Below are 25860 nucleotides of genomic sequence, written 5' to 3'. Positions count from 1 at the left end.
TGCGGCGTTTCGCGCGCGACAAGGCCTGTTGCGAGCCTTGCGCGCCGCATTCTCATGCCGTCTGTAGCGCGACGGCTTGCGCGTTGCCGACGATGGTCCGGTGCAGTGCAATGCCGTCTTCGTCGAACAGGTGACACGCATCGGCCGGCAGATGCAGTGCGAGCCGCTCGCCGTTGCGCACATGCAGGTCGCCGGGCGCTTTCGCGATCAGCGTGCCGCCCGCATGGTCGGCGTGAAGATAGCTGTGCTCGCCGAGTTGTTCGGTCAGCAATGCGTTGACGGCGAGCGTCTGCGTGCCACCGTCGAACCGCACGTGTTCGGGACGAATGCCGAGGGTGACGCGCTGTCCTGGTTTGAGGCGTCTGCCGTCGACCAGCACGCGCAACGCGGTGCCGGGCATGCTGACTTCCACGCTGTCGTCGGCGATGCGCTCCACGACGCCGTCGATAAAATTCATGCGCGGCGAACCAATGAAGCCCGCAACGAACTTCGAGCGCGGCCGGTGATAAAGCTCCAGCGGCGCACCGATCTGCGCGATGCTGCCTAAGCGCTGTGTTTCCGCACCTGCGTGCAGCAGGACGATCTTGTCGGCGAGGGTCATCGCTTCAATCTGGTCGTGCGTCACATAGACGACGCTCGCCTGTGCGTAACGCTGATGCAGCCGCGCAATTTCGATACGCGTCTGACCGCGCAGCGCGGCGTCAAGATTCGACAGCGGTTCGTCAAACAGGAACACGCCCGGCTCGCGGACGATCGCGCGGCCGATCGCCACGCGCTGGCGTTGCCCGCCCGACAGTTCACGCGGCTTGCGCGCGAGGAGGGCATCAAGTTGCAGCACGTGCGCCGCTTCGCGCACCTTGCGGTCGATCTCCGCTTTCGGCGTTCTCGCCAGCTTCAGACCGAAGGCCATGTTCTCGTAGACCGTCATGTGCGGGAACAGCGCGTAACTCTGGAACACCATCGCGACGCCGCGCTCGGCAGCCGGCACGCTGTTCATCGTACGGCCGCCGATGCTCACGTCGCCGTCGGTCTGATCTTCGAGTCCGGCGACGATGCGCAGCAAGGTCGACTTGCCGCAACCCGAAGGGCCTAGGAACACGCAGAACTCGTGTTCGCCGATCTCGAGGTTCAGGTCGCGAAGGACCGGCGCGTTGCCGTCGAAAGTTTTCTGAATGCCGCGCAGGGAAATGGCCGCCATGGTTCGTCCTCCGTTTAAGCGCTTAAAAAGCGGTTGACGAAAAACGCCGAAACGCTTGCGGTGCGGGCATTTAAGCGGTTAAATTCGGGGATGCGCGGCAGGGTGCTCATGACTGTCTCCTGATCGTTTCGAGAAAAGGTAGCGCAAGCCGGATGCGTCGCGCAACATCTGATTGGCACTCCCTGAATATGGGAAAATTCTTAATCTTCTGCTTATGGCCACATTGAGTGATGTCGCGCGTCGCGCGAATGTGACGGCGGCGACCGTTTCGAACGTGCTGCGCAATCCCGACAAAGTGCGGCCCGAAACGTCCGAGCGGGTGATGCGCGCAATCCGCGAACTGGGATATCGGCCGAATCTCAATGCCCGAGCGCTCGCGGAGGGCCGTTCGCCAACCCTCGCGTTAATGCTCTCCAGCATCGCCAATCCGTTCTATCCAGAGTTCGTGCTGGCGGCTGAACGCGCCGCGCGTCGCGCCGGCTATTTCCTGATGGTGTGCAACACCGACGACGACGCCGAGACCGGGCGCGCGTACCTCACGCAGATCGCCGGCACGCTTGCCGAAGGTGTGCTCGTGCTGAACACGGACATCGCGATCAACGAGCTGTGCGCGTCCGCGGCGGTCGGCGCGCCAATCGTGTTGAGCCTATGGGAGCATCCCGAGGAGTTGCCCGCCTTGCCGTGTGTCGCCGTCGACTTCGCGCACGCGGGCGCGCTGGCGGCGCGTCATCTGCTGGAACTGGGACACCGTGACATCGGCATGCTGGTGGGAGACGGTTGCGGCGGCTTGCAGGACGCGCGCGCGAACGGTTTCAGATCGGTGATGCGCGATGCGGGCCTCGAACCCGACGACGCCGCCGTGCTGCAGATTCCCGACACGATCGACGCAGGCTTCACCGCCTGCATCGAATTGATGGAGCGCGAGCCGCATCTGAGCGCACTGTTTGCGACCAACGATCTGCTGGCCATTGGCGCGTTGCAGGCGCTTGCGACGCTCGGACGCAAGGTGCCCGACGACGTGTCGGTGATCGGCATCACCGATATCCAGCTGGCGCACCAGGTGCGGCCCTCGCTGACAACGGTGGCGATCAACACGCAAGCCATCGCGGAGGCGTCGATCGAGTTGCTGATCCGGCTGATTCATGCGCCGGATGCCGCTGCGCCGCCGGCTTCCGTCGTCGCGCCGTTGCCGACGCTGGTGCGCCGGCAGTCGACGTGAGCGGAAGGCGATGAATCCGACAGTTGAACGATGGGGCACGCCGTCTTCTTATTTGGCAATTTGGTGGGCGAGGTCGTCTTGCGGGAGAGCCTCGTTAGCTATTTGACATAAGATAAATTATCAACGGAATGGATGTGAGTCCCAAGTTCAGATGTCGCGTTCCGCTAAATAGAAATGTCCGGTTTCCTGCTTCGGGCTGCCTGCTGTGGCGCATGCTGCCGTGAGATAGCCAGCCCGGAGCCAGACCATGACGGACGTGGATTCATCACGATCAGCATGCACGAGCTTGAGCGCGTGAAGATCATTGAGGCGGTCCTCCAGCATCGCCTGACGGTCGTGCTGGCGGCGGAACGTCCGTGGCTTCCCCGTCACGCGCAGCCAGTGCTGACCGCGGGCATCCTTGTCGATGTGGCCAAGCATTGCCCCGACCAGTTCACTGGCCCGCAAGCCGGTTGCAAAACCGAAATCGAGCAGAAAACGGAGCCTTTGGGCGACGGGTGCTGACCAGCCACACGACCATTCGAGTCCGTCGGCGATCGACCAAACCAGCAGCCATTCGCCTTCCGTGAATGCGCGTGACGCATCGAGATCCCCTGTCCTGGCGCCGCCCCTGACCTCCACGCCAGCGAACGGGTCGGCGAGCACATAGCGCTGTTCGATCAGCCAGCGGAACAGCGCGCCGAGGATCGACAGCGCGTGCGCGGCTGAACGCGCCGACAGGTTGGCTGCCCTGCCCGCCCTGATGTCCGTCCCGCAGGTAGCGGGCGACGGCTTCGCGGGTCGACAGGCCGGCATACCAGGCGCGCAGCGCGGCCAGCGCGTCGGCGTGCGGAAAGTCGTCGGGTCCGTTGTGGTCGGCGGAACTGAGCCTATTCCACGCAGTTTGCATGCAGGAAGCACAGCGGACGCTCTCCTGCCCGTCTCAATCAAGCGGTTGAACTGGCGCGTGAGTGAACGGACGTCGCCGCCTTCCAGGTAACAACACTTCTTACACTCCCAACGAGGCCAAGCAGCGCCGCCAGCGTTTGATCGAAGTGACAACCCATGCCAGTCAGCGCGATCACGGAACCATGGGTAAATACATATGTAGCTGTATTTTGTTTTATGGCAACATATGTATCATACACATCAGACGGGTAATCTATGAAAACAAAGCCGCTGCTCACATCAGCTTTCGCGCTTGCCACGCTCTCGCTTGTCACAGGGACGAGCTACGGCCAAGGAAGCCAGCCGACGCTTGCCAAGATTGAAAGCACCAATCTGATCGCGGTCGGCCATCGGGAAACATCCGTGCCGTTTTCGTATGTCGATACCAACAACAACGTGGTTGGCTTTTCGCAGGACTTGTGCAACAAGGTGATCGACGCGGTGAAGTTGAAGACGAAGCACCCGGACCTGCGCGTACGCTTTATTCCGGTGACATCGCAGAACCGCATTCCACTTGTACAGAACGGCACGATCGATCTTGAATGCGGCGTGACGACGAATCTCACGGCTCGCCAGAATCAGGTCGCGTTTTCGGACACCTTCTTTGTCGCGACGACGCGTCTGCTCACGAGGAAGGACTCCGGCATCAAGGACTTTCCCGATCTTGCGGGCAAAACCGTAGTGACGAATCAGGGCACGACGTCCGAGCGCATTCTTCGCAAGATGAACGAAGAAAAGAAAATGAACATGAGTATTATCAGCGCGAAGGACTACGGCGAGGGACGCGCGACGCTTGAAACCGGCCGCGCAGTCGCTTACATGATGGATGATGTTCTGCTGGCCGGCACGCGCTCCCTGACGGCAAAGCCCTCGGATTGGGCGCTGGTCGGAACGCCGCAGTCATCGGAGGCTTACGGCTTCATGATGCGCAAGGACGACCCGGAGTTTAAAAAGCTCGTTGACGATGCAATGAGCCAGGTGATGAGAAGCCCCGAGATCAAGACGCTGTATGACAAGTGGTTCACGAAACCGGTGCCGCCGAAGAACATCAATTTCGAATTCCCGATGAGCGGGACGATGCAGAAGCTCTTTGCCGAGCCAAACGACAAGGCATTCGAGTAACACGTCGGCGAACCGGCTTCACTCCGCGAAGGGCAGCTCGGTCTGCCCCTCAGCGCGCATCCCGAATGTGTTGAGCGTCATTGCCACGAGCGCGTAGTAGCCCAGCAACCCGACAAGATTCACGACGACCGTTAGACCGAAGCGCGCGACAGCGGCGTCGTATGTAGCATCGCTTACGCGCTTCGTGTCGTAGAGCTCGGTGGCGAAATCGAAGATGATCTTGTCGTCGGCATCGGCGAAGCTCGGCGTTTTCCCTGTGCGCAGCCCTTCAGCCACATCGGTGGGCAGGCCGGCTTCGAGCGCGATTGGATGATGGATGTGCCACTCCGCCTGCGATCGCCAGCGCGCCGCAGTCACGAGAATCGCGAGTTCGGAAAGACGCAGCGGGAGGCCGGTATTGTAGCGGCAGAACGCGCCGAGCTTCTGCGCGTTCTGCGCAAGTTCCGGGCTGAAGATCCAGCCGAGGAACGGCCCGTTCAGGTTGCCGCGCGGGCCACTCAGGATGTCCTCCAGAACGGCCTTCTGTTCGTCGGACGCGGTGGCGATCTGGAAGTCGGGAAGTCGTTTATTCATGATTCGATTGATGTCCGTGAGGTGTGCGTGAGGCCTTGCTCGATGCGTCGTGCCGCCGCAAAGCACGCGGCCTCGTCAAACGGTGCGCCGATGATCTGTACGCCGAACGGCATATGACCGTCGCGCAAAACGGGAGCGGTAACGACAGGCAGTCCGGCGAAGGAAACCGGCTGGGTCAACATGCCAAGATGCTTCGCGAGTTCAAGTTCGTGATTGCGGACCGCGATAGTCGCGTCGGAGAATCGCGGCGCGGCTAAGGGCGTGCACGGCGCGAGGAGGACGTCGAAGTCGGCGAAGAGCCGCACCATGCTCGCGCGAAAGCGCCGCTGATAGTCTAGCGCACGGGCATACCACGCTGCCGGAGTCAACGCGCCGGCGAGAAGGCGCGTGCGCAGGCGGGGCGAGACAGTGTCTTCTGCCGCGTCGAGAAGACCCGCGTGCGCGGTCGCTACCTCCACGTTTGAGACGATCGTCGCCGCGCCGCACCCGAGCCGCATATCGTCCTCCGACATGTCGATCAATTCGTGCGGCCCGATGAGCGATGCTGTTTCCAGCACCGCGTCCCACGCCTGTTGCGATGCGTACGTTTCAAAGTACCCGCTCAATATGCCGACTCTCAGGCACGAATCCCGCTCGTCCGATGCCTTGCCATCGAGTACAGAATAAAGCGCCGCGAGATCCTGGACATCGTTCGCAAAGCCGCCGATGCAATCCAGCGAACTGGCGTAAGCGAGCACGCCTTGCCGTGGCAGCTTGCCGAAAGTCGGCTTGATGCTCCATACGCCGCACAGCGCGGCCGGGGCGCGAATCGAGCCATTGGTGTCGCTGCCGAGCGCGAGCGGTACGCATCGCGCAGCGACAGCGGCAGCGGATCCGCCCGACGAACCGCCCGTCATGCGATCGACATCGTGTGGATTACGCGCCGGACCGAAGTGCGGGTTCTCGCCGGTCGCACCGCACGCGAGCTCGTCCATGTGCGTCGTGCCGACGAGCACCGCGCCGGCCCGCTTCAGCCGTGCGATCGCATCGGCGTCGCGGATCGCCGCCGGTATGCCGAGCCGCGCGCGCGAGCCGGCGATCGTCGTGTGGCCTCCGATAGCGAAGTTACTTTTAGCCGCGAACGGCACGCCGGCAAGCGGCCCCGGATCGAGCCCCTGCGCGACGAGCGCGTCGATACGCGTTCCCTGTTTGAGCGCCTCGTCGACGAAAACGTGATGAAAAGCGTTGAGCGAGGCGTTCGCGCGTTCGATGCCAATGAGCGCTTCGCGCGTCACGTCGACGGCTGAACGCTTTCGTGCGCGCACATCCGCGGCGATTTCAAGCGCTCTCTGCGTCATCGCCGGGTTCCGCTTCGTCGAGAGCGACGGCAAGTGCACGCGCGCTAGCATGCATCGAGTCGAGCAGCGATGCAACGCCGGGCAGTAACGCGTCGGGCAACGCGATGTCGAGCGTCGCCGCCCATCCTTTCATGGCAGCGTCGTTCATGCCACCTTCACGCCGATGAGCCCGAGCGCGCCGTCGATCGCATCTGCAAGGCGCTCGACGATCGTGTCGATCTGCGCGCTGGTCGTGATGAACGGCGGCGCAATGAGCACGTGATCGCCGATGCGGCCGTCCACAGTGCCGCCCATCGGATACACCATAAGGCCGCGCTTCATCGCCTCGCTCTTGATGATCGCGTGCAGTTTGTGCTTCGGATCGAACGCGGTTTTGCTCGCGCGATCCTGCACCAGTTCAACACCGGTGAAGAGGCCGCGCCCACGCACGTCGCCGATGAACGGATGATTTGCCTGCCACTCGCGCAGCCGCGCGCGCAGTTGTTCGCCGCGCGCCTTCACGTTGTCGAGCAACTGTTCTTCGGCGATGACTTTCTGCACTTCGAGCGCCGCCGCGCACGCCGTCGCGTGGCCGATATACGTGTGACCGTGCTGAAAGAACCCGGATCCGCCGACGATGGTGTTGAAAATCTCGTTGCTGACGAGCGTCGCGCCGATTGGCTGATAACCCGCGCCGAGACCCTTCGCGATCGCGAGAATATCGGGCGAAACGCCGTCTTCCTCGCAAGCGAACAGGTGGCCCGTGCGGCCCATCCCGGACATCACTTCGTCGAGAATCAGCAGCACGCCGTATTTGTCGCAGACTGCGCGAATCTTACGGAAGTATTCGCGCACAGGCGGCACCGCGCCCGCCGTCGCGCCGACGACCGTCTCTGCGACAAATGCCGCCACCGATTGCGCGCCGAGTTCAAGAATCTTCGCTTCAAGTTCGTCGGCCAGACGTTGCGCGAAAGCTTCGTCGGTTTCGCCCGCTTGCTGCTCGCGATAGGCGAAGCAGGGTGTTACGTGATGCGCTTCGATCAGAATCGGTAGGAACGGCTCGCGGCGCCATGCGTTGCCGCCGATGGCGAGCGCTCCGAGCGTGTTGCCGTGATAGCTCTGCCGGCGCGCGATGAAGTGCCGCCGCTCGGGCTGACCCTTCTCGACGAAATATTGACGCGCGAGCTTTAGCGCGGCTTCCATCGCTTCTGAGCCGCCAGACACGAAGTAGACGTGGCCGAGATTTCGCGGCGCGGCTTCGATGAGCAGATCGGCGAGTGCTTCGGCAGGCTCGGTTGTGAAGAACGATGTGTGTGCGTAGGGCAACTGCTGCACTTGTCGCTGAATGGCTTCGATCACCCTCGGATGACTGTGCCCAAGACACGAAACGGCCGCGCCCCCGCACGCGTCGATGTAGCGCGTGCCGGTTGAATCGACGATTTCTATGCCGTCGCCGCGCACGGCGATGGGCAGACTAGCGCGCGGCGCGCGATGAAATACCGTGGTCATGTGATTTTGCCTTTGGTGCGAATCTGGATGCGAAGGACGTGCGCAACACGCGATTTACAATTCTAACCGCAATACAACATATGTTGTCAATAGCCGTACGTGGAGACTCAATGCGCCGCCTTGATGTAACGCCCCGGGATCGTAAGGATCAACAGCGCCGCGAGAAAGAGCGTGATTGCGAGGATCGCGACGCCGGAGGTCGTGCTCCCGGTCACCTGCTTGAGAAAACCCATGATCGTCGGTCCGACGAAGCCCGCGACAGCCGCGCCGACGTTCACGAGACCCGCGCCTCCCGCAGCCGCCGTGCCTGCGAGGATGCGCGACGGTAGGCTCCAGAACATCGCGAGGGTGCTCATGATGCCCGCAACGGCGACCGTGAGGCATGCGACGGCAGCGACCGGCGCGTTCGATACCGCCACGCTGCCGATCAGCGCGACGCCGCCGATGAACACGGGCACGGCCGTGTGCCAGCGCCGCTCCCGCGTCTTCACAGAGTGCTGGGCATTGACAACCATCGCGGCGGCGGCAACGAGATACGGGATCGCGCTCACCACGCCAATCTGGAAGTTGGTGAGATGCCCGAGCGCCTTGACCATCGTCGGCATCCAGAAAACGAGACCGTAGTTGCCGACGTTATAGAGAAACGAGATCGCGCAGAGCAGCCACAGCGTCGGCTCTCTGAGCGCGGGCAGAAGTGCCTGCTTCTTGTCCGACGATTCGCGTGCCAGTTCGCCCTTCACTGTCGCGAGTTCATCGGGCGAAAGCCACTTCGCATCGTCGATGCGATCGACGACCATCGCGAACAGCGTGAAGCCGAGGAGGACAGCGGGCAGCCCTTCAATCAGGAACATCCACTGCCAGCCGTTCATTCCCCATCCGCCGTGTGTCGCGTCCATGATCCACCCCGACAGCGGCCCGCCGATGATCACGCCGAGTGGCATCGCGAGAAACAGCAGGGACATCACCTTGCTTAAACGATATGACGGAAACCACAGACTGAAGTACGCAATGACCGCCGGAAAAAAGCTCGCTTCAGTCAGACCGAGCAGGAAGCGCAGCGCGTAGAACGCTGTCTGGTTGCCCGTCGTCAATGTGGCGATGGAGACGATTCCCCACGCAATCAGCGAGCCACCGAGACACGCACGCACGCCAATGCGCTTTACCAGGTAACCGGCGGGCACCTGAAGCAACAAATATCCGATGAAGAAGAGTCCCGCGCCGACGCCGTATGCCGCTTCAGTCAGACTCAGGTCGCTCATCATCTGCAGCTTGGCGAAGCCGACGTTCACACGATCCAGATAACCGAAGAAGTAGCACAGCAGAATGATTGGAATGACGCGTAGCGTCACCTTGCGGTAAACAGCGTCGGCCGGCGGCACGGCGTGCACGGCGGACTGCGGCGTTGTTTGATGAGAAGTGGACATGTCGGTCTCTGATCGGCTGGGGATTATGGGCGACTGCGGCGCAGCGGGCGCCCCGGTCGCGCGCCGGTCGGCTGGGCGTGCATAAGCACGGGCACGCCGTTCACGATCACGTGTTCGATACCCTTGGGCGCGAGCTTCGGTTCATCAAACGTCGCGCGGTCGATGACTTCGTCCGGATCGAACACGACGAGGTCCGCGTAGCTACCCTCGGCGACGTGTCCGCGCCCGGCAATCCCGAATTGCTCGGCGGTAAGCCCCGTCATCTTGCGCACAGCGGTTTCGAGCGGGAACAGCTTGAGGTCACGTGAGTAATGGCCGAGCACCCGCGGGAACGTGCCCCAGAGGCGCGGATGCGGCGCGGTGTCGTTGGGCAACCCGTCGGAACCGACCATCGTTCTCTCGTGACTGAAAATGCGGCGCACATCTCCTTCGTCCATCACGAAATAGATGGCACCGGCGGGCTTCAAATCCTCGATGGCGGCTTCGATCGAACCGTCGTAGAGCGGCAGGACGTCCGCGAAGTCCTTGCCCGCGAGCTCTGGACGCTTCGTCGACCACGCGAGGATGACGCGCGACGACTGGCGAATGCGGTCCGCGCGTAGCATCGTCGAAGTTGCGTGATACGGATGGCAATCGAGACAAAGCGGCTGGCGCTCGCTTTGGGCGTCGATGAGCGCGAGCGTTTCGGTCGAGCGACCGTGGTTTTCCTTGCCCGCGACCTTGTGATGCGAGAGCACGAGATTAGCGCCGACCGCTCCGCCGATAGCGAAAGCTTCTTGCATCGACGGGACGATGTCCGCGGTTTCGTCGCGCAAGTGCGTGGCGAAGACGCCGGGATGCCGCCTGAGCGGCTCGCAGACGTCGATCAGTTCCTGCGTGCTCGCCGATGCGGCCGGCGGATAAAACGTGCCTGACGACACGCCGAACGCGCCCGCCTGCATCGCCTCTTCGACGTCGGCGGCCATGCGCCTGCGTTCGTCTGCCGTCGCTTCGCGCGCGAGATCGCTCATGTGCCGCACGCGCAGCGTCGAGTGGCCGACCAGCGCCGCGATGTTCACGGCTGCGGGCGCCCGCTCGAGCGCGGCGAGATAGGCCCCGAAGCTGTCGTAGGCGAAGCACTCCGGCGCGCCGAGCAGATCGAGCGGCTGCGGAACGGCATCGGCGGAAAGCGGCGCGAGGCTGATACCGCAGTTGCCCGCGATCACCGTCGTCACGCCCTGCACGACTTTCGGCGTGACGTCGGGGTTAGTGAGCACGAAGGCGTCGTCGTGCGTATGGCTGTCGATGAACCCGGGCGCGACGATCTTGCCCGCCGCGTCGATGGTCGTGTCCGCGCTCGCCGCCGACAAATCGCCAATCGCCGCGATGCGATCGTCGTTCACGCCGACATCGGCCGCGAAGCGCGCGTCGCCCGTGCCGTCGATGACGTCGCCGTTGCGGATGATCAATTGAAAGTGCACGAGCTTCGCCCTCCTCGCTGATGATTTTTTGTTTCAGTCACAATGCTCGACGCACAAAATAGGCGTGTCCAATGCGGGTCTTTTAAGGATTCATGCGGAACAGTCATGAAAATAGAGAACTCCGAACTCGAAGCATTCGTCGCGGTAGCGGAGCTCGGCAGCTTTCAGAAAGCCGCTGACAAGCTGCATCTCACACAGCCTGGGCTATCGCGTCGCATCCAGAAACTCGAGCAGGCGCTGGGCGTCGAGCTATTCCACCGGACGACACGCAGCGTTGTGTTAACCGGCGTCGGCCGCCAGTTTCTGCCGATGGCGCGCCAGCAGATGTCGCAGCTGGGCACGATGTTGTCGTCGATTCGGGAGATCGCCGAGAAACGCTTTGGTAAGGTGCGGCTCGCGAGCATTCCGACGGTGGTCAATCGCGTGCTGCCAGCCGTGTTGCGGCGTTACGCGGACAAATACCCGCAAGTCGGCGTGCAAATCTTCGACGGCAATCATGACTTCGTGCTCGGGCAGGTACGCGCGGGACTTGCGGAATTCGGTATCAGCCTCGACCCTGGCGACGACGAGGATTTGATTTTCGAGCCCTTGCTGGCCGATCGATACGTGCTCGCGATGCATCGCGAGCACGAGTGGGCGTCGCGCGAGAGCGTGTCTTTGCGGGATTTGTGTAACGCGCGCCTCGTCATCGGCGGGCGCGACAGTGGCAATCGGCTGCTGCTCGAACTGCTGCTGGGTCAGGAGTCGATCAGTCTGCGATGGTTCTACGAAGTCGAACACATCTCATGCGTCGTCGCGCTAGTCGATGCGGGTCTCGGCTGCGCGATCGTGCCGTCGCTTGCCGTGTCGGCACACTTCGCGCCGAACATTCGGACAGTTCCTATCGCAGACCCAGAAGTGCAACGCTCGATCGGCATCGTGAAGCATCGGCAAGTGTCGATGTCCTCGATCGCCGCCGATCTCTGCGAACTACTGCGGGGCTCGATCGACTAGCTCGCCGCGTAGGCGCCCTGCGAGTGCAGCGCGGTTTCGGCCTGTTGCAGATTCGCGATCGCGTCCTTGCCTTCGAGCGCGAGTAGATGCGCGACCAGCATCTCCGCAAGCGCCGATGCCGCCACGAGCGATGGAAAGAAAGACGGCGATTCGTGCGAGAAGATGAGCGTGTGATCGGCGTTCAGCGCGATGGGAGATACGGCGCTATCGGTCAGCGCGATCAGTTTCGCACCGCGCTCAACCGCCGCCTGCGCGACGCGCAGCGCTTCGACGGAATACGGCGCGAAGCTGACGACGACCACTGCGTGCTTTCTCTCGATGCCGCGCAACTGCATTTCGAGCGTGCCGGCTTCGCCGCTGACGAGACTCACCGATGGACGGAACAGGCGATATCCATAAAGCAGGCTGAATGCGACCGGATAACACGAGCGAAAACCCGCGACGTGGATATGCGGCGCCTTCTTCAACGTCTTCGCCGTTTCGACGACGCTCCCGGCGTTCTGGGCCAGCGTGAGTTCGAGGTTGTGTGATTGCGCCTGCGCAAGCTCCCGGCTGAGCTGGTTGCCGGAGCCGCCTTTAACCAGCGAGCGTGCACGCGTCGTCAGTGGCTCCGGGCGCGTGCGCACGCGGCTCACGAAGATTTCGCGCAGCTCGTTCCAGCCCGGGAAACCGAGTAGCTGCGAGAGACGGACCATCGCAGCGGGCTGGACCTTCGCGCGTTCGGCGACCTTGCGCATCGACAGGACGGCGACTTCGTCGGGGTTGTCCAGGAGAAAGGCGGCGCCTGCCTGGAACTGCGGGCTCAGATCGGGAAAGCGGTCGCGGATGATGGCGACAAGTTCGTTGAAGGTGTGCACGGACAGGCTCGGGCTCGGCGGATTGAATTCGGTATTTAAACACGGCGCGTCGCGACAGGAGTGCCCTTATGAGCGCGCTAACCGACTTGTTCAGAGCCAGCGCCTTCACGACAGCTGAAGGTTGCGTATTACGCCAACCGATGAATATGAAGGATGCGGGCGTGTCATTCCCATGCCCTGCTCCGCGCATATGGCTGCGACCCTGGGAGGTCGCCACTCATGTTCCTTTCCCCGTCTACGCCGCGCTGGCGGTGCCGTCACAGGCGCACTAGGTGTAAACCCCTAGTTGCAACCGTATTTTGATCGATGAGACTTCGCAACTAAATTTGCGTATAACTTCAACACGCAAATATCATTGCGTCATAGCTAACCATTTCGACAAGGAGTCGATCATGAAACTCGCCGCAAAACTCGCCGTGGCCGCCGTCGCCGCGTTTTCTTTCGCCAGCGGTGCGGCTTACGCCGAAACGCTGCTTGTGGCGTGCGACACCGCGTTTGTGCCGTTCGAGTTCAAACAGGGCAACGAATACGTCGGCTTCGACATCGACTTGTGGAAGGAAATCGCCAAGGACCTGAGGATCGACTACAAGCTGCAGCCAATGGACTTCAGCGGCATCTTGCCCGCGCTGCAGACGCATAACGTCGATGTCGCGCTCGCGGGCATCACGATCAAGGACGAGCGCAAGAAAGTAATTGACTTCTCCGACGGCTACTACGCCAGCGGCTTCACGCTCATGGTGCCGGCGGACAGCACGATCAAGGGACCGGACGACCTGAAGGGCAAGACGCTTGCGGTCAAGACCGGCACGTCCTCTTTCGATTATGCGAAAGCGAACTTCAAGAACACCGATTTGCGCGCCTTCCCAAACATTGACAACGCCTATCTCGAACTCGCTACCGGCCGCGTGGATGCCGCGATGCACGACACTCCGAACGTGCTTTACTACATCCACACCGCTGGCAAATCGCGGGTGAAGGCGGTCGGCCCGCAGATGATGGCGCAGCAGTACGGCATCGCGTTCCCGAAAGGCAGCCCGCTCGTCGCGCAGGTCAACGCCGAACTCGTGAAGATCAAAGCCGACGGGCGCTATGCGGCGATCTACAAGAAGTGGTTTGGCGTCGAGCCGGCGAAGTCCTGACACCCCGCGCTACGGAGAATAATCATGCAGTTCGATCTTTCGGTCATCGTCGACGCCGTGCCCGCACTCATGCACGGCGCGCGTCTCACGGTGCTGATCACCATCGCGGGGCTCGCGGGCGGCATGTTCGTCGGCCTGGTGTTCGGCCTGATGCGCGCATACGGCAACACGCTATGCCAGAAGATCGCGTTCACGTATATCGAGTTCGTGCGCGGCACACCGATCGTCGTGCAGGTGATGTTCATCTATTTCGCGTTGCCTTTGCTGATGCACGTGCGCGTCGATGCAATGACCGCGGCCATCGTGTCGATCATTATCAACTCGGGCGCGTATATCGCGGAGATCGTGCGCGGCGCGTTTCTCTCAGTGCCGCGCGGTCTTAAAGAAGCCGGCCTCGCGCTTGGCATGCCGGGCTGGCGCGTACTCGCGTTCGTGGTCGGCCCGGTCGCGCTACGGCGCATGACGCCCGCGCTCGGCAATCAGTTCATCGTGAGCCTGAAGGACACGTCGCTCTTCATCGTGATAGGCGTGGGCGAACTGACGCGTCAGGGTCAGGAGATCATGGCGTCGAACTTTCGCGCGGTGGAAATCTGGACTGCCGTCGCGCTCATCTATCTCTGCATGATCGGCGCGCTCAGCTTTGGCCTGCGCACGATGGAACGGCGGATGCGCATCCTATGAATACGATGAACCACAACGGCCACATGGTGCAATTCAAGGGCGTGACAAAGCGCTTCGGCAAGACGGTCGTGCTCGATAGAGTCGATCTGAACATCGGCGCGGGCGAAGTAGTCGTGCTGATCGGGCCATCCGGCTCGGGCAAATCGACGCTTCTACGCTGCATCAACGCGCTGGAGCAGATCGATGGCGGCGACCTCGTCGTCGATGGCATCAGCGTGCTCGGCGGCGCGAAGAAAATGCGCGAGATTCGTCAGGAAGCGGGCATGGTGTTTCAGCAGTTCAATCTGTTCCCGCAGATGACGGCGCTCGAGAACGTCGCCTTCGGCCCGCGCCAGGTGCGCGGGATGAGCAAGTCCGAAGCCGAGTCGCTTGCGCGCGAACTGCTGACGAAGGTCGGGCTGGGCTCGCGCGTCGGGCACTATGCGTGTGAGTTGTCGGGCGGACAGCAGCAGCGCGTCGCGATTGCGCGGGCGCTCGCGGTGAAACCCAAGCTCATGCTCTTCGACGAACCCACCTCCGCGCTCGATCCCGAGTTGCGTCAGGAAGTGCTGCGCGTGATGCAGGCTCTCGCTGAAGAAGGCATGTCGATGGTCGTGGTCACGCACGAGATGGCGTTCGCGCGCAAGGTCGGCACGCGGCTCATCTTCATGGAGCACGGGCATATTACCGTCGATGGCCCGCCTGCGGAACTGCTCGATAATCCGCCTAATCAGCGCCTGCGCGATTTTCTGCAACATGTTGGATAACTTTCACGAAACACCTCGAATATGGCAGCACTCGGCTTTATAGAAATCTCCGGTTCCCCGCGCGAAGCGGGCGAAGCACTCGGCCGGTCCGGCGCGCACGCGACGCATGCGTACTTATTGAAGACCCGTGCATGGCAAACGGTCATGCAATGGCGCGGCAGCGACACGGCGAAGACTATGGCGGCGCTCGTGCACGAGCGCTTTCCGCGCGTATGGGACGAGCTCGAGGGTCTGGCCATTGGTCTCGGCCTGCCGTTCGAGGACGTCTTTCTCTGGAACTGCCGGGGCGATCTCTGGGCGATGTCGCCCGATGGCTGCACAACTGTGCAGCTTCCTGGCACGGATGCGCGGCGCATCAGCCATAACGAAGACGGTCTTCCCGGCTTTGCTGGACATTGCGCGATTGCCGAATGCAGGGTCCAAGGCAACGCGGGCTTCGCGGCCTTCGTTTATCCGGCCTCGCTGCCGGGACATACGTTCGCCGTCACGAACAGCGGTCTTGCGGTGACCGTGAACAATCTGCGCCAGCGCGAAGTCGTCGCGGGCGTGCCGCGCATGGTGCTCACACGCGCGATTCTCGACGCGGTCGATCTGGATGAAGCCGTGTCCATCGTGCGTGACAATCCGCGCGCGGGCGGCTTTCATCTGACGCTCGGCGCTTGCAGCAGTCCCGCGCTGCTCAGCGTCGAATTCAGCGCGCACGATTGCTCTGTCGTCGAAGTGAAAGCGCCGTCCCTGCATGCGAACCACGCGATTCATCCTTCGATGCACGGCTTCTCGCAGATCGTCACGGATTCGTCGCGCCATCGGCAGGCACGGGGCGAGGCGATGCTCGCATCGGACGAAGCAATCGATTGCCTCGTGATCCTCGCGGATCGTGAAGATCACGCACTGCCGATTCATCGTACGCATCCGGACGACCCTGACGATGAAAACACCCTCGCTACCGCCGACATTGCCATTCGTCCATCTCACATAGAATGGCAGGTTCACGAACATCCCGGGCAGCCCGCCCGGTACTGGATGATCAATGGACACAGGCAAACAGAAGGGGCGTCACGCGAGCAAAGCTGAAGCCGGCGCGCAAGTGCCGCCGCGCAGCGTCGACGGCCTGCGCGAACTCGCGATACGCATCGGCCGCGACGAAGCCCAGGTCTCGCTCGGCGGCAAGGCGCACACGGTGCTCGCGAAGCTGCTCGAACGCCCTGAAGAAGTGGCGGTGCGCACGATCACTGACCTCGCCGCATCGCTCGATGTCAATGCGTCTACGCTCACGCGCCTGTCCACGAAGCTCGGCTACGCGGGCTTCGCGGATTTTCAGAGCGTGTTTCGCGACAGCCTCGCCGAGCGTCATCGGCATTTTTATAGCCAGCAGGCGGAGCGGCTCGTGGCGAGCAGCAGGACGCACGCCCACGATGCCGCGCCCGAAGTCGACATGGTCGTGAAGCTCGCGCGTGAATCGATCGGCAATGTGGAAGGCTTCATCGCGCAACTATCGCCCGTCGACTTGCGCGACGCCGCGCGCCTCATCGCCGATGCAAAGCGCGTACGCGTTCATGGCCTGCGCCAGTTCAGCGCACTCGCGAGCTTCGTCTGCTATGGCCTTGGCATGATCCGCACGGACGTCGGCCTGCTCGATTCACAGGGGCTCGGCGTCGCAGAAGGACTCGCGCAGCTGGAGCCGGGCGACGTCGTTCTCGTCACGAGCGTCGCTCCCTATACGCGCAGCGTCGCCGATGCTGCGATCGCCGCCAAGGACGCCGGGCTTGATGTCATCGCGATCACCGATACCATCGCCTCGCCGCTCGTGCCGCCCGCGCGTCATGCGTTCCTGGTTCCGCACGATAGCAGCTTCTTCAGCAACAGCATGGGCGCATATCTGGTGTTTTGTGAGGGCCTGATGAATGTCGTCGCGGCCCATCTCGGAAAGCGCTCGCTGGAGGCGCTCGAACGGCGCGAGCGTCTAATCACGACGCTTGGCATCGAAATGTCCTGACAAGAACACCGGGAATGCCTGAGAGCGCGCGTCAGCAGATTACGTTCGTGGGTCTATAGGGGAGCTCGGCCGCGCGAAGACCGCCCCCCCGAGCCAGCGAATGACGCTTCATGGCCGAACCCGGAAATCCAATGGCTGACTACTTCCGACATTGGCCGTACCGCCGTGTCTACGCTTGATTGGTTGCGTTGCGGCGGCGTCAACCGACCGCTTACCCCAACGCGTGATTCGGAGCAAGCCGGAATACGCGGACAGTCGCCCTCAAACGCGCAGCCTGTTCGTCGAGCGACGCCGCCGCCGCGGTCGCCTGCTCGACCAGCGCCGCGTTCTGCTGCGTGACTTCGTCCATCTGCGAGACCGCGCGATTGACCTGCTCGATCCCGGTGCTCTGCTCGACCGACGCGGCGGCGATCTCGGCCATAATGTCGCTCACGCGCTTGATCGACTGCACGATGTCGCGCATCCGTTCGCCGGCCGTCGCGACCTGCGCGGTGCCGCCCTCGACGCGCGCCACCGACGAGCCGATCAGCGCCTTGATGTCCTTGGCCGCTGTCGCGCTGCGTTGCGCGAGCGAGCGCACCTCACCGGCGACCACCGCGAAGCCGCGCCCCTCTTCGCCGGCGCGCGCGGCTTCGACCGCCGCGTTCAACGCGAGGATGTTGGTCTGAAATGCGATCCCTTCAATCACGCTGATGATCTGCCCGATCTTGTGCGACTCGTCGGCGATCTCCTGCATCGTGCCGATCACCTGATCGACCGCCGCGCCGCCGCGCGCGGTCGCGTCCGACGCGAGCACCGCGAGCTCACTCGCCTGGCCAGCGTTGTCGGCGTTCTGCTTCACGGTTGCGGTCAGTTGCTCCATGCTCGCCGCGGTTTCCTGCAGCGATGCTGCCTGCTCTTCGGTGCGTTGCGACAGATCGGTATTGCCTTGCGCGATTTCGCCGCTGCCGCTAGCAATCGTTTCGCTCGCGTTCTGAATGTCGCGCACGAGATCGCGCAGCTTCACGCGCATTTCGTTCAGCGCATAGAGCATGCTTGATCGGTCGCCGGGCGCGAGCGCGATTTGCGCGGCGAGATTGCCCGAGGCGATCTGCGCGGCGAACTCGCTCGCGTCGGCCGGCTCGCCGCCAAGCGTGCGACGGATGCTGCGCGTCATGAACCACGCCATCGTGGCGACCACCGCGAAGATCACTATGCCGATCGCGATCAGCGTGCGCGCGAGCCGCCAGAACACCGCGTTGATGTCGTCGTAAAAGAAGCCGGTGCCGATCCACCATTGCCATTGCGGAATCGCTACCACCCCTTGCAGTTTGGGGACCAGCGGCGCGTCCTGCGCTCGCTTGATCAGCACGTCGACCAATGCGATGTGCCGCTCCTGAAGGCCCTTCGCGTACGCTTGCGTGTCGGTCAGATCGCCCTCGAGCGTGCGGTTGCCGCCGGTCTTCGTGCCGATCAATGCGGCATTCGGATGGACCAGGTTGATGCTGTCGGTGCTGGTAATCCAGTAATAACTGCTGGCGTTTGCATTCAGTTGCGCGATCGCTGTCTTCGCGGCAGCCTGTGCATCGGTGCGGCTCAGCTTGCCACTCGCCTCCAGCGATTGGTAGTGCAGCGCGAGATGTTCGGCCTTATTGAGCATCTCGGTGATCTGCGCCCTTCTGCCCTCAATCAGCGCGCGGTCGAGTTGGGTCAGCGCAATCGCGCCGATGCAGATGACACCGGCGAGGGCCGCACCTACCAAAGAAATGAGTTTTGTGGAGACTTTCATGTTTGTGCGCGTTGTGAGGCCATTGGCAACTGAATGGCTTGCCTTTTTATCGGCGCCACGCCGGCGAACTTGAGCGACAGTTGCGCGAAAGCTTCCGCGCCAGTCCCTTGAAAACCCGAACAGTCAGGCGGCCCGAGCCTGCGCGAATTCATTACCGAGTCCGCGCCCGGCGTGATTACTCCGTCGATGCCGATTAACTTCGTCAGGCGCCGCGCAGCCCTGTCAAAGCCACGCTAAGCCCCGGCCGGTGGTTGTTGTTCTTCAGGCAAAGCGTGGCGTTATGCCGATCGGCAATGCGCGCCGCAATTGCCAGTCCCAGACCGCTGCCTTGCTCCTTTGTCCCTGCGCTGCGATAGAAGCGGTCGCAAACCCGATCCAGTTCGTGCTCGCAAATTCCGGGACCGCTATCGACAACCGTTACGCTGACCTCAGTTCCCGCCCGGGCAAGTATCACGTCAACTTTTCCATGTTCCGGCGTGTAACGGATAGCGTTGTCAATTACGTTATTCAGCAGGACGTCGATACCGGCGGCTTCTGCGTGGATGTCATACGGATCGTCAGTCATTGAAGGGTCGGCGAAGTCCAGGCCCAGATCGATTTTCCTGGCTTCGGCAAGAAACGAAGCGTCCGCTACGGCACGCTCCGCGAGTCCACGCAAACTGACGACTTCAAACTGATCAGCGCGGGGCGCATCTTCGCGTGCAAGAATCAGCAACTGGTGCACGAGGTGAATCATCCGGTCGAGTCGTCCCTTGATGCGCTCGAACGTGCCTGGACTAGTCAGCGAGCCATCACGCTCGGCCGCCTGGATCTGAAGCTTCAGCGCAGCCAGCGGCGAGCGAAGTTCATGCGCGGCATCTGCAACGAAGGTGCGTTGTGCACGTGATGCAATGTCGAGCCGGTTCAGCAGATCATTCAACGCATTGACGAGCGGCTCCAGTTCGACCGGGCTACGCCTGTCCAGACGCAACGGAGCAAGTGAATTCAATGAGCGCGCCGCGAGCGCGTGAGAAATTCGTTCAAGCGGTGACAGAGCCCGGCCCACGACGACGAGCACGATCACAATAATCGCCGGAAAGAATACCCCCAATGGCCACAACGTACGCAGCGCGAGACGCAACGCGAGATCGTTGCGTACCGATACGGGTTGCGCAACCTGCACGAAACGATCGCCCTGCTGTGCACCGAACACACGCCAGTGAACCTCCTGGTGTTCGATTGTCCGAATGCCGGCGGGAAACCGGGGAAGATCGACACCGCCCAGCGACGCGTAAACCGGCGTCTCGGTGTTGCCCCAGATTTCGATGAAAAGCCGGTCTTCTGCGAGACCCTCGAAGTTGGGGCCGCGATGCTCTAACGACTTGCCGTCGGTAAGGGTGGACGGTAGAGAAAGGGCGACCGTGCGTAGTTCGTAGTCGAACAGTTCGCTCGCCTCTAATCGCGCGGTATGAAAAATGCCATAACCTGCAGTCAATACCGCGGCACCGAGCCCTGCGATCAACCACCCGAGCAGCCAGCGGCGGATCGACGTCATTCGCACCTCTTGAGCCGATAGCCGACGCCGCGCACGGTCACGATGTGCTCAGCCCCCAGCTTGCGCCGCAAATAAGACACGTGAACTTCGATCGTGTTGCTGCCGACCTCCTCGCCCCAGCCATACAGTTTCTCCTCGAGTTCGGAACGGGTGAAGACTCGCCTGGGCTCTTCGATAAGTGCCTGTAACAGGCTGAATTCCCGTGGAAGCAGTGACAGTGGCTCGCCGCGCAACGTCACCTCGTGGCTGACGGGGTCGAGCGTCAGGTCACCGTGCGTGTACAGCGGGCTGGTTTGTCCAGTGCGACGGCGCAGCAGCGCGCGCACCCGCGCCGCCAGTTCGTCGAGATCGAAGGGCTTGACGAGATAGTCATCGGCGCCGGCATCGAGACCCGCGATGCGGTCTTCGACTGCATCGCGCGCGGTCAGGATAAGCACCGGGGCACTTCCGCCACGCCGACGATAGCGGTTGAGAACGTCTACGCCGTCCGCCTTCGGCAGCCCAAGATCGAGCAACACGAGATCATAGACATCGTGATCGAGTGAGAGCTCGGCCTCACGACCATCGCGGGCCCAATCAATCGCATAGCCCGCGCGCCGCATGGTCTCCATGATCGGCTCGCCGATCATCTCATCGTCTTCCACTAACAACATTCGCATGGTGGTGCATCTCCTGACTCGTCCGTCACTGCCGATTGGCGAAGCTTAGCGCGGATGCGAGCGGCGCAACGGTATTCGAGAGTGCGGCACATCGCTCAATGATGTGCGAAAAGTCCGCTCGCCGCGCCGGACGAGACGGCATTCAGCGAGGGCACCGTCCGCGATTCCGACGATCCCCCGGGCTGCTTACCGTAGCCTGTATCGGCGGCCCCGGTCAGATTCGCCGACTGCTCTGTCGCCGGATAGTGCACCTTCGACTGCGTGCGATGGTCTTGCGCCGCCTGAGCCCTTTGCGCGCGCACGTCCGCGCGGGTCAGCGGACCGTTTTCGGGTTGCTGCGCAAAACTTGCAACCGGCATGGCGGCGGCGATAACGACGAGGCTGATCGACAGTAGGTTTTTCATGGTGGACTCCATTTGAGTAAGTCTGCGGTGGATTGCGCACGCCGGTGTCTTTACGTGTCCGTCGTGGACTGCAACGTTAGGACATGTTGCGACGCACTGCCTCAGATTACGCACGCAACCTTAGCGGACGCTTATGCGCCTTTCTCGTCCCTCGCGAACACTGAACTCAAAGCCGTCGGTACGGTTCCGCGTCGAATCAGCCGACAATCAAGCCGCGAACGGAGGCGCAGGTGCGCAGATATCAAGCAGAAGAAATGTGCCGGGAAGCCCCCGTGCTAAAGCACAACACGGCGAGTTAAGGGTTTCTTAAGCAGCAATATGGAGAATAGCCCGCTCTTTCAAAGCATCCAATTGCGGCTGGCGCACATATTGTTTTGGGAGCCGATTTTGAGCGTACGCAGAATGGTAGCGGCCAGTGCCTGGGCGGCGAAGGCAGCACGTCGGTCTGCAGCGACACCGCCGGAAAGATTGCCGGATGGGGCGACCGCCGCACACGCTCACGGCGTCTCACACTGATCTGCTGGATTTTTAGGGTTCTTAAGTATTTCTTAAGACTTCGTGAAAAACGCTTTAAAGAAGTCTGCGAAACGTCGAACGCGATCTCATCGGCAACTACGTGCGCGCCAAGAATATCGATGCGATCGCGCCGAGCGACGCCGCCTTCGCTCCCACTCGCCCTCACGCCGGCAAGTGACTTTCCGCCATTTGTCCTCCACAGTACGCCCTATCGAGGAGCGTCATCGATGCATGCACAGTCCACCCGTTAGCATGATTTCTGCAACCGCTAATAGGCGCCTGCCCATTCCATCAATTCGGGCACTCGCATCCGCGTTGCTGACGTTGATTCTCGAAGGAGGTAGCTTTGTTCGATTCCAACGGGATTGTAAGCACTGCGAGACGACTCAAAAAAATTATGGAATGGCCTATTCATAAGTTCATGCCGGTTGCAATCAATGCGTGGATTATGCAGCCGAACAACGCCTCGATCTCGAATACGACATGGAATGACGAGTACGATTCCGGAGCTTGGGATTATCTTTCCAGTACAAAGGAAGTCGGCCGGTACAGCGTGATCGTGGGATATTGCCTGCACTTCAAACCGGCGGCGCGCATTCTGGACGTTGGGTGCGGCACGGGCATCCTTGCGCGCTGGCTGTCGAATGCCGCAATATCCAGTTACCTGGGTATCGACCTGTCGGAAGCCGCCATCGAGAAGGCACGCCAGGCGAACATCCAAAGAGCAGAGTTCGCCGTAGCGGACGTCACCACGTTCCAGACTTCGCAACTGTTCGACGTCATCATCTTTAACGAAGTGCTCTATTACCTTAGGAATCCGGACGACTATCTCGGGCGATTCGCACGTTATCTTGCCCCCGGTGGAATACTTGTCGTCAGCATGTGGCATCACGCCGACGGCATAAACACATGGAAACGGTTGAGGGCCGGGTTTGAGGAACTTGATCGTGTCCGTATTGTGCACGTCCAGTCTGGACTGAGATGGAATGTGGCCGTGCTGATACCGCGATAAATGTATCAACCGGTCCACTTGTAAATGCATAGGGCTCGCCCAGCAGTCAAGCGGCCGACCGGATCCAAGCCACTGCGGGAGCCTTCGAAAATCCAACGATAACGGCCAGGGTTTCCACTGTTTCGATTGCGCGCGCGTGAAAACATGGGCTCCATTTTCCACTCTTTCGCCGCCGGTCAACGCGGCAGGCATTCGACCTCGTCGGCGTCGATCCAATCTTCTTCCGAAAGTCGCCGTAACCGGCCGTCCTCCTGCAATCACGGGTATGGCGGCGGGCGACACATGCCAGTTTGAACTACTAGCCAAGGAACGTATCTATGCCAGCCTTTTCGATCATCGTGCCGGCCTACAACGTGCAGGACTACATCGAGGAAGCGCTGCAAAGCATTGCCGGACAGTCGTTCACCGACTTGGAGGCGATTATCATAGACGACGGATCGACAGACGCCACAGGCGCGATTGCGAAAAAGCTGTGTGCCCGCGATCCCCGTTTCCGATATATCCGTCAGCAAAACCGCGGCCAGTCCGCTGCGCGCAACTTAGGCACATCAGTCGCAGTTGGCTCCTACCTGTATTACATGGATAGCGATGACATCATCGACAACGATACCTTGAGTGTCTGCCATAAGGAATTCGAGGACCGGGAAGTTGACGTCGTCGTCTTCGAGGCAGTCGTCTTCCCGCCTGGCTCACCGGAGTACAGGCTCGAAGAACACTACTACCAGCGGCCGCTGGGCGACTCACCGATATGGTCTGGAGATTTCGTCGTTCAATCGCTGCGACAAGGGCGGTATTGCGTGTCGCCATGCTGCCTTATCGCACGACGGACTGCTATAGGCGACCTGCGCTTCATGGATGGCACCGTATATGAAGACAATTGTTTTTTTGTGTCGTTGATGCTGAATCAGAGGCTTAAAGTCGCCGTGCTGAACCAAAGGCTATACAAAAGACGGTTGCGGGCGGATTCAACGATGGTCGCAGCAAAAACACTCCACCATTACAACAGCATGCATCGAATACTTCGAGAAATGTCAGGGCTCTCGTTTGATGCACTCGATCCACCGGAACGGGCCGTGATAAGAGAAAAAATAATCGGCAATGCGCTTGGGGATCTGCACTTTGTCAGCGCGCTCGTCGGTCCCGACATGAGGCTCCGCAAAATGAACGTTGCTGCCACGTGGCATGTCGCGACACACCTCTCGGCGCGGTTATTCACGCCCAAACGTATCCTGCTTGCGCTGGTGCCAGAACTGTATAAATTCAAGGCCGGAGGCCGGCGCTACCGCTAAAGACCATCTCCGCCGCATTGAAAATCTATGCGCATCACTTTCCTTGATCTGGCGCAGCGATGTGTGAGTCGACGCTGCGAGACAAGGGCCTGTCTGGGCGTGCCGCGCATGGGCAAAGACTCGGCTCCTGTCCCAGCCTCTTCTACCCGACGAGATTCGCACCGTCTCGGCGTCGAGTACAGCGTCGTCTCGAACTGGCTGATGCGCTTCCGGCAACTGATTGCGCTGCACGATCCAGACGGCCCTTGGGCGCCACTTGTCAGTGGTAGCCTGCAATACTGGCCGCACGCCAAGTGTCCTCAATGCGGCCTCAATGAGTAACTCGACAACGGGGATTCAGCGCCGACGACCGGTGACGGGCGACGGGCGACCGGCGACGTGTCCATCGTGCGCTTACGTGCGCTTACGTGCACTTACGTGCGTCTTGCAGGTCTTGTGCCTCGGCGTTCCGAAAAGCGTGGGATGCGACGCGCTGAGCGGGCCGTGAACGGACCTGGACCGCCGGCGCCATATCCGTTTCCGGACGATGTTGTGCATCGCACCTGATCTTCGCCGTGGGCGCCGGACGGCGCGGAGCAGCCAGCCCTAGCCTGCGCTCGAGCAAATGATGGTCGGCGCGGTGTAAGGCGACGGATAGCCGGATTCGGGGCCGCTGAGGACTCGCAAGCGTTGGGTCGCGAGGACGTCGGCTTGCGTTTGCTCGCGGCGGGTGAGAGCAGCGGGAACGTCGCCGTTCGGCAGAGGTTCATTGACGCCGCATGTCAGCGTCTTGCCGCCGGCGAGCTGTACCGTCGTTCGATAGGCGTAATCGGGATGCGCGGCCAGGCAGTCGGTCGACCAGATAGTGACGACGCCGAGCAGTGCACAGGTGAAGTGTCGAATCCTCATGATGTTTTCCTTTTACTCGTCCTCGTTATTTGACAGCGGCCGTCGGTTTTGAAACAGGGCATATCCTGGAACTCTCTTTTTCCGGAAAAGCGCTTTGTTGTATGGAGAGGCTGGCCAAGGTATCTCCCTTTCGTAACGTGACACCTATCGCCGTCAGCCGCGTCAAGCCGCATCTAGTGGACGGTGAAGCTGGTTCCTGTTCCGTCTGAGCGCCGCGCCATCAACCGGCCTATCCCGTTGGCGCGCAGCCTATCGATCGCACTGGTCAGATCACTCGCCGCAATCCGCTCGAAATGATGAATTGCCCGATCAATGGGCAGCACGATCAACGCCGTCAACGCGAAACGTGCCTTTTGCTGGTCTGCCCGATAATCCTCCAGCGCGAGCTTGGGCGCTCCGGTAGTCACTGAAAAACGTGTTGGGCGCCTGCTTCGTCAGTTGTTCGCGCGTCGCCTCCCCGGTCTATTTTTTTCGAGCGCCGTACCGGCCGCTTTCAGCCACGCTAGTCGACATGGTGATCACGAGCAACGGCGCTGCGGTGTAAACGGCGACGGTGTTGGTCAGCGCTCAGCGGACAGTAGTATTTCTGGACATGGTGGTCGTCCTCGACCCGCGGAACAGAAAAAAGCG

At 61.5% G+C, this 25860-nt stretch carries 24 protein-coding genes and 1 pseudogene; 10 read left to right on the top strand and 15 right to left on the bottom strand.

Annotated features, from left to right (window positions below; translation table 11 throughout):
* Window positions 1-52: 52 nt before the first annotated feature.
* Window positions 53-1198, bottom strand: a complete 1146-nt coding sequence (locus H281_RS0113590) for an ABC transporter ATP-binding protein (RefSeq protein WP_020067661.1) — start codon at window positions 1196-1198, stop codon at window positions 53-55.
* Between the two features lie 214 nt (window positions 1199-1412).
* Between H281_RS0113590 and H281_RS0113585 the strand changes: the two genes are divergently transcribed.
* On the top strand, window positions 1413-2417 hold the full coding sequence (locus H281_RS0113585; RefSeq protein ID WP_020067660.1) for a LacI family DNA-binding transcriptional regulator: 1005 nt from the start codon (window positions 1413-1415) through the stop codon (window positions 2415-2417).
* Window positions 2418-2777: 360 nt separating this feature from the next.
* Here H281_RS0113585 and H281_RS35985 read toward each other — a convergent pair.
* Window positions 2778-3137, bottom strand: a pseudogene (locus H281_RS35985) (integrase); the annotation flags it as partial.
* A gap of 423 nt (window positions 3138-3560) precedes the next feature.
* On the opposite strand from H281_RS35985, the gene H281_RS0113570 reads away from it, so the two are divergent.
* The gene (locus H281_RS0113570) at window positions 3561-4466 is read left to right on the top strand and encodes a glutamate/aspartate ABC transporter substrate-binding protein (RefSeq protein WP_020067658.1); all 906 of its coding nucleotides are present in this window, start codon (window positions 3561-3563) and stop codon (window positions 4464-4466) included.
* Window positions 4467-4484: 18 nt separating this feature from the next.
* Here H281_RS0113570 and H281_RS0113565 read toward each other — a convergent pair whose 3' ends face one another.
* From H281_RS0113565 to H281_RS0113540, 6 genes are all read right to left on the bottom strand, one after another.
* Window positions 4485-5039: a carboxymuconolactone decarboxylase family protein gene (locus H281_RS0113565; protein WP_020067657.1), complete on the bottom strand. Its 555-nt coding sequence runs from the start codon at window positions 5037-5039 to the stop codon at window positions 4485-4487.
* A complete protein-coding gene (locus tag H281_RS34625; protein ID WP_020067656.1) occupies window positions 5036-6376 on the bottom strand; it encodes an AtzE family amidohydrolase in 1341 nt (446 codons plus the stop codon). The genes H281_RS0113565 and H281_RS34625 overlap by 4 nt, the downstream gene beginning before the upstream one ends.
* A complete protein-coding gene (locus H281_RS36825) occupies window positions 6357-6524 on the bottom strand; it encodes a hypothetical protein (protein ID WP_020067655.1) in 168 nt (55 codons plus the stop codon). The genes H281_RS34625 and H281_RS36825 overlap by 20 nt, the downstream gene beginning before the upstream one ends.
* Window positions 6521-7864 (bottom strand): aspartate aminotransferase family protein, encoded by a 1344-nt coding sequence (locus H281_RS0113550; protein ID WP_020067654.1) that lies wholly within the window; start codon window positions 7862-7864, stop codon window positions 6521-6523. The genes H281_RS36825 and H281_RS0113550 overlap by 4 nt, the downstream gene beginning before the upstream one ends.
* Window positions 7865-7971: 107 nt before the next feature.
* On the bottom strand, window positions 7972-9288 hold the full coding sequence (locus tag H281_RS0113545) for an MFS transporter (protein WP_020067653.1): 1317 nt from the start codon (window positions 9286-9288) through the stop codon (window positions 7972-7974).
* Between the two features lie 23 nt (window positions 9289-9311).
* On the bottom strand, window positions 9312-10748 hold the full coding sequence (locus tag H281_RS0113540; protein ID WP_020067652.1) for an N-acyl-D-amino-acid deacylase family protein: 1437 nt from the start codon (window positions 10746-10748) through the stop codon (window positions 9312-9314).
* 105 nt (window positions 10749-10853) lie between these two features.
* Here H281_RS0113540 and H281_RS0113535 point away from each other — a divergent pair, with 105 nt between their 5' ends.
* The gene (locus H281_RS0113535; RefSeq protein WP_020067651.1) at window positions 10854-11741 is read left to right on the top strand and encodes a LysR family transcriptional regulator; all 888 of its coding nucleotides are present in this window, start codon (window positions 10854-10856) and stop codon (window positions 11739-11741) included.
* Here H281_RS0113535 and H281_RS0113530 read toward each other — a convergent pair.
* The gene (locus H281_RS0113530; RefSeq protein ID WP_020067650.1) at window positions 11738-12598 is read right to left on the bottom strand and encodes a MurR/RpiR family transcriptional regulator; all 861 of its coding nucleotides are present in this window, start codon (window positions 12596-12598) and stop codon (window positions 11738-11740) included. The genes H281_RS0113535 and H281_RS0113530 overlap by 4 nt on opposite strands.
* A gap of 392 nt (window positions 12599-12990) precedes the next feature.
* Here H281_RS0113530 and glnH point away from each other — a divergent pair, with 392 nt between their 5' ends.
* Genes glnH through H281_RS0113505 form a run of 5 tightly spaced genes read left to right on the top strand, consistent with a single transcriptional unit; the run spans window position 12991 to window position 17160 of the window.
* A complete protein-coding gene (gene glnH / locus H281_RS0113525; RefSeq protein ID WP_020067649.1) occupies window positions 12991-13737 on the top strand; it encodes a glutamine ABC transporter substrate-binding protein GlnH in 747 nt (248 codons plus the stop codon).
* Between the two features lie 24 nt (window positions 13738-13761).
* Window positions 13762-14418: a glutamine ABC transporter permease GlnP gene (gene glnP / locus H281_RS0113520; RefSeq protein ID WP_020067648.1), complete on the top strand. Its 657-nt coding sequence runs from the start codon at window positions 13762-13764 to the stop codon at window positions 14416-14418.
* Window positions 14415-15164, top strand: coding sequence for a glutamine ABC transporter ATP-binding protein GlnQ (gene glnQ, locus H281_RS0113515; protein WP_020067647.1), 750 nt, complete (start codon window positions 14415-14417; stop codon window positions 15162-15164). The genes glnP and glnQ overlap by 4 nt, the downstream gene beginning before the upstream one ends.
* A gap of 21 nt (window positions 15165-15185) precedes the next feature.
* Entirely contained in the window at window positions 15186-16238 is a 1053-nt protein-coding gene (locus H281_RS0113510) for a C45 family autoproteolytic acyltransferase/hydolase (protein ID WP_020067646.1), read from the top strand.
* The gene (locus tag H281_RS0113505; RefSeq protein ID WP_020067645.1) at window positions 16195-17160 is read left to right on the top strand and encodes a MurR/RpiR family transcriptional regulator; all 966 of its coding nucleotides are present in this window, start codon (window positions 16195-16197) and stop codon (window positions 17158-17160) included. Before H281_RS0113510 ends, H281_RS0113505 begins: the two co-directional genes overlap by 44 nt.
* A 211-nt stretch (window positions 17161-17371) precedes the next feature.
* Here the strand turns inward: H281_RS0113505 and H281_RS0113500 are convergent, their stop codons facing one another.
* The 4 genes from H281_RS0113500 to H281_RS0113485 all read right to left on the bottom strand — a co-directional run bounded on the left by H281_RS0113500 (window position 17372) and on the right by H281_RS0113485 (window position 21525).
* Window positions 17372-18928 carry a methyl-accepting chemotaxis protein gene (locus H281_RS0113500; RefSeq protein WP_020067644.1) on the bottom strand — a complete coding sequence of 519 codons (1557 nt, stop codon included), beginning with the start codon at window positions 18926-18928 and terminating at the stop codon, window positions 17372-17374.
* A 202-nt stretch (window positions 18929-19130) separates the two neighbouring features.
* Complete coding sequence (locus H281_RS0113495) at window positions 19131-20462, bottom strand: sensor histidine kinase (RefSeq protein ID WP_020067643.1); 1332 nt, start codon at window positions 20460-20462, stop codon at window positions 19131-19133.
* Complete coding sequence (locus H281_RS0113490; protein WP_027804568.1) at window positions 20459-21121, bottom strand: response regulator; 663 nt, start codon at window positions 21119-21121, stop codon at window positions 20459-20461. The genes H281_RS0113495 and H281_RS0113490 overlap by 4 nt, the downstream gene beginning before the upstream one ends.
* A gap of 95 nt (window positions 21122-21216) precedes the next feature.
* On the bottom strand, window positions 21217-21525 hold the full coding sequence (locus H281_RS0113485) for a DUF4148 domain-containing protein (RefSeq protein ID WP_020067641.1): 309 nt from the start codon (window positions 21523-21525) through the stop codon (window positions 21217-21219).
* A gap of 862 nt (window positions 21526-22387) precedes the next feature.
* Between H281_RS0113485 and H281_RS0113480 the strand changes: the two genes are divergently transcribed.
* Complete coding sequence (locus tag H281_RS0113480) at window positions 22388-23053, top strand: class I SAM-dependent methyltransferase (RefSeq protein ID WP_020067640.1); 666 nt, start codon at window positions 22388-22390, stop codon at window positions 23051-23053.
* A gap of 317 nt (window positions 23054-23370) precedes the next feature.
* Window positions 23371-24342 carry a glycosyltransferase family 2 protein gene (locus H281_RS0113475; protein WP_020067639.1) on the top strand — a complete coding sequence of 324 codons (972 nt, stop codon included), beginning with the start codon at window positions 23371-23373 and terminating at the stop codon, window positions 24340-24342.
* Between the two features lie 585 nt (window positions 24343-24927).
* On the opposite strand, the gene H281_RS34620 is transcribed toward H281_RS0113475, so the two are convergent.
* Window positions 24928-25230 carry a hypothetical protein gene (locus H281_RS34620; protein WP_020067638.1) on the bottom strand — a complete coding sequence of 101 codons (303 nt, stop codon included), beginning with the start codon at window positions 25228-25230 and terminating at the stop codon, window positions 24928-24930.
* Window positions 25231-25403: 173 nt separating this feature from the next.
* Window positions 25404-25637, bottom strand: coding sequence for a hypothetical protein (locus H281_RS0113465; RefSeq protein ID WP_020067637.1), 234 nt, complete (start codon window positions 25635-25637; stop codon window positions 25404-25406).
* Window positions 25638-25860: the final 223 nt, after the last annotated feature.

The sequence above is a fragment of the Paraburkholderia caledonica genome (assembly GCF_000383275.1).
GTDB lineage: Bacteria > Pseudomonadota > Gammaproteobacteria > Burkholderiales > Burkholderiaceae > Paraburkholderia > Paraburkholderia caledonica.
The sequence above is the reverse complement of the archived record's forward strand: the minus strand, read 5'-3'. Positions and strand labels throughout refer to the sequence as shown.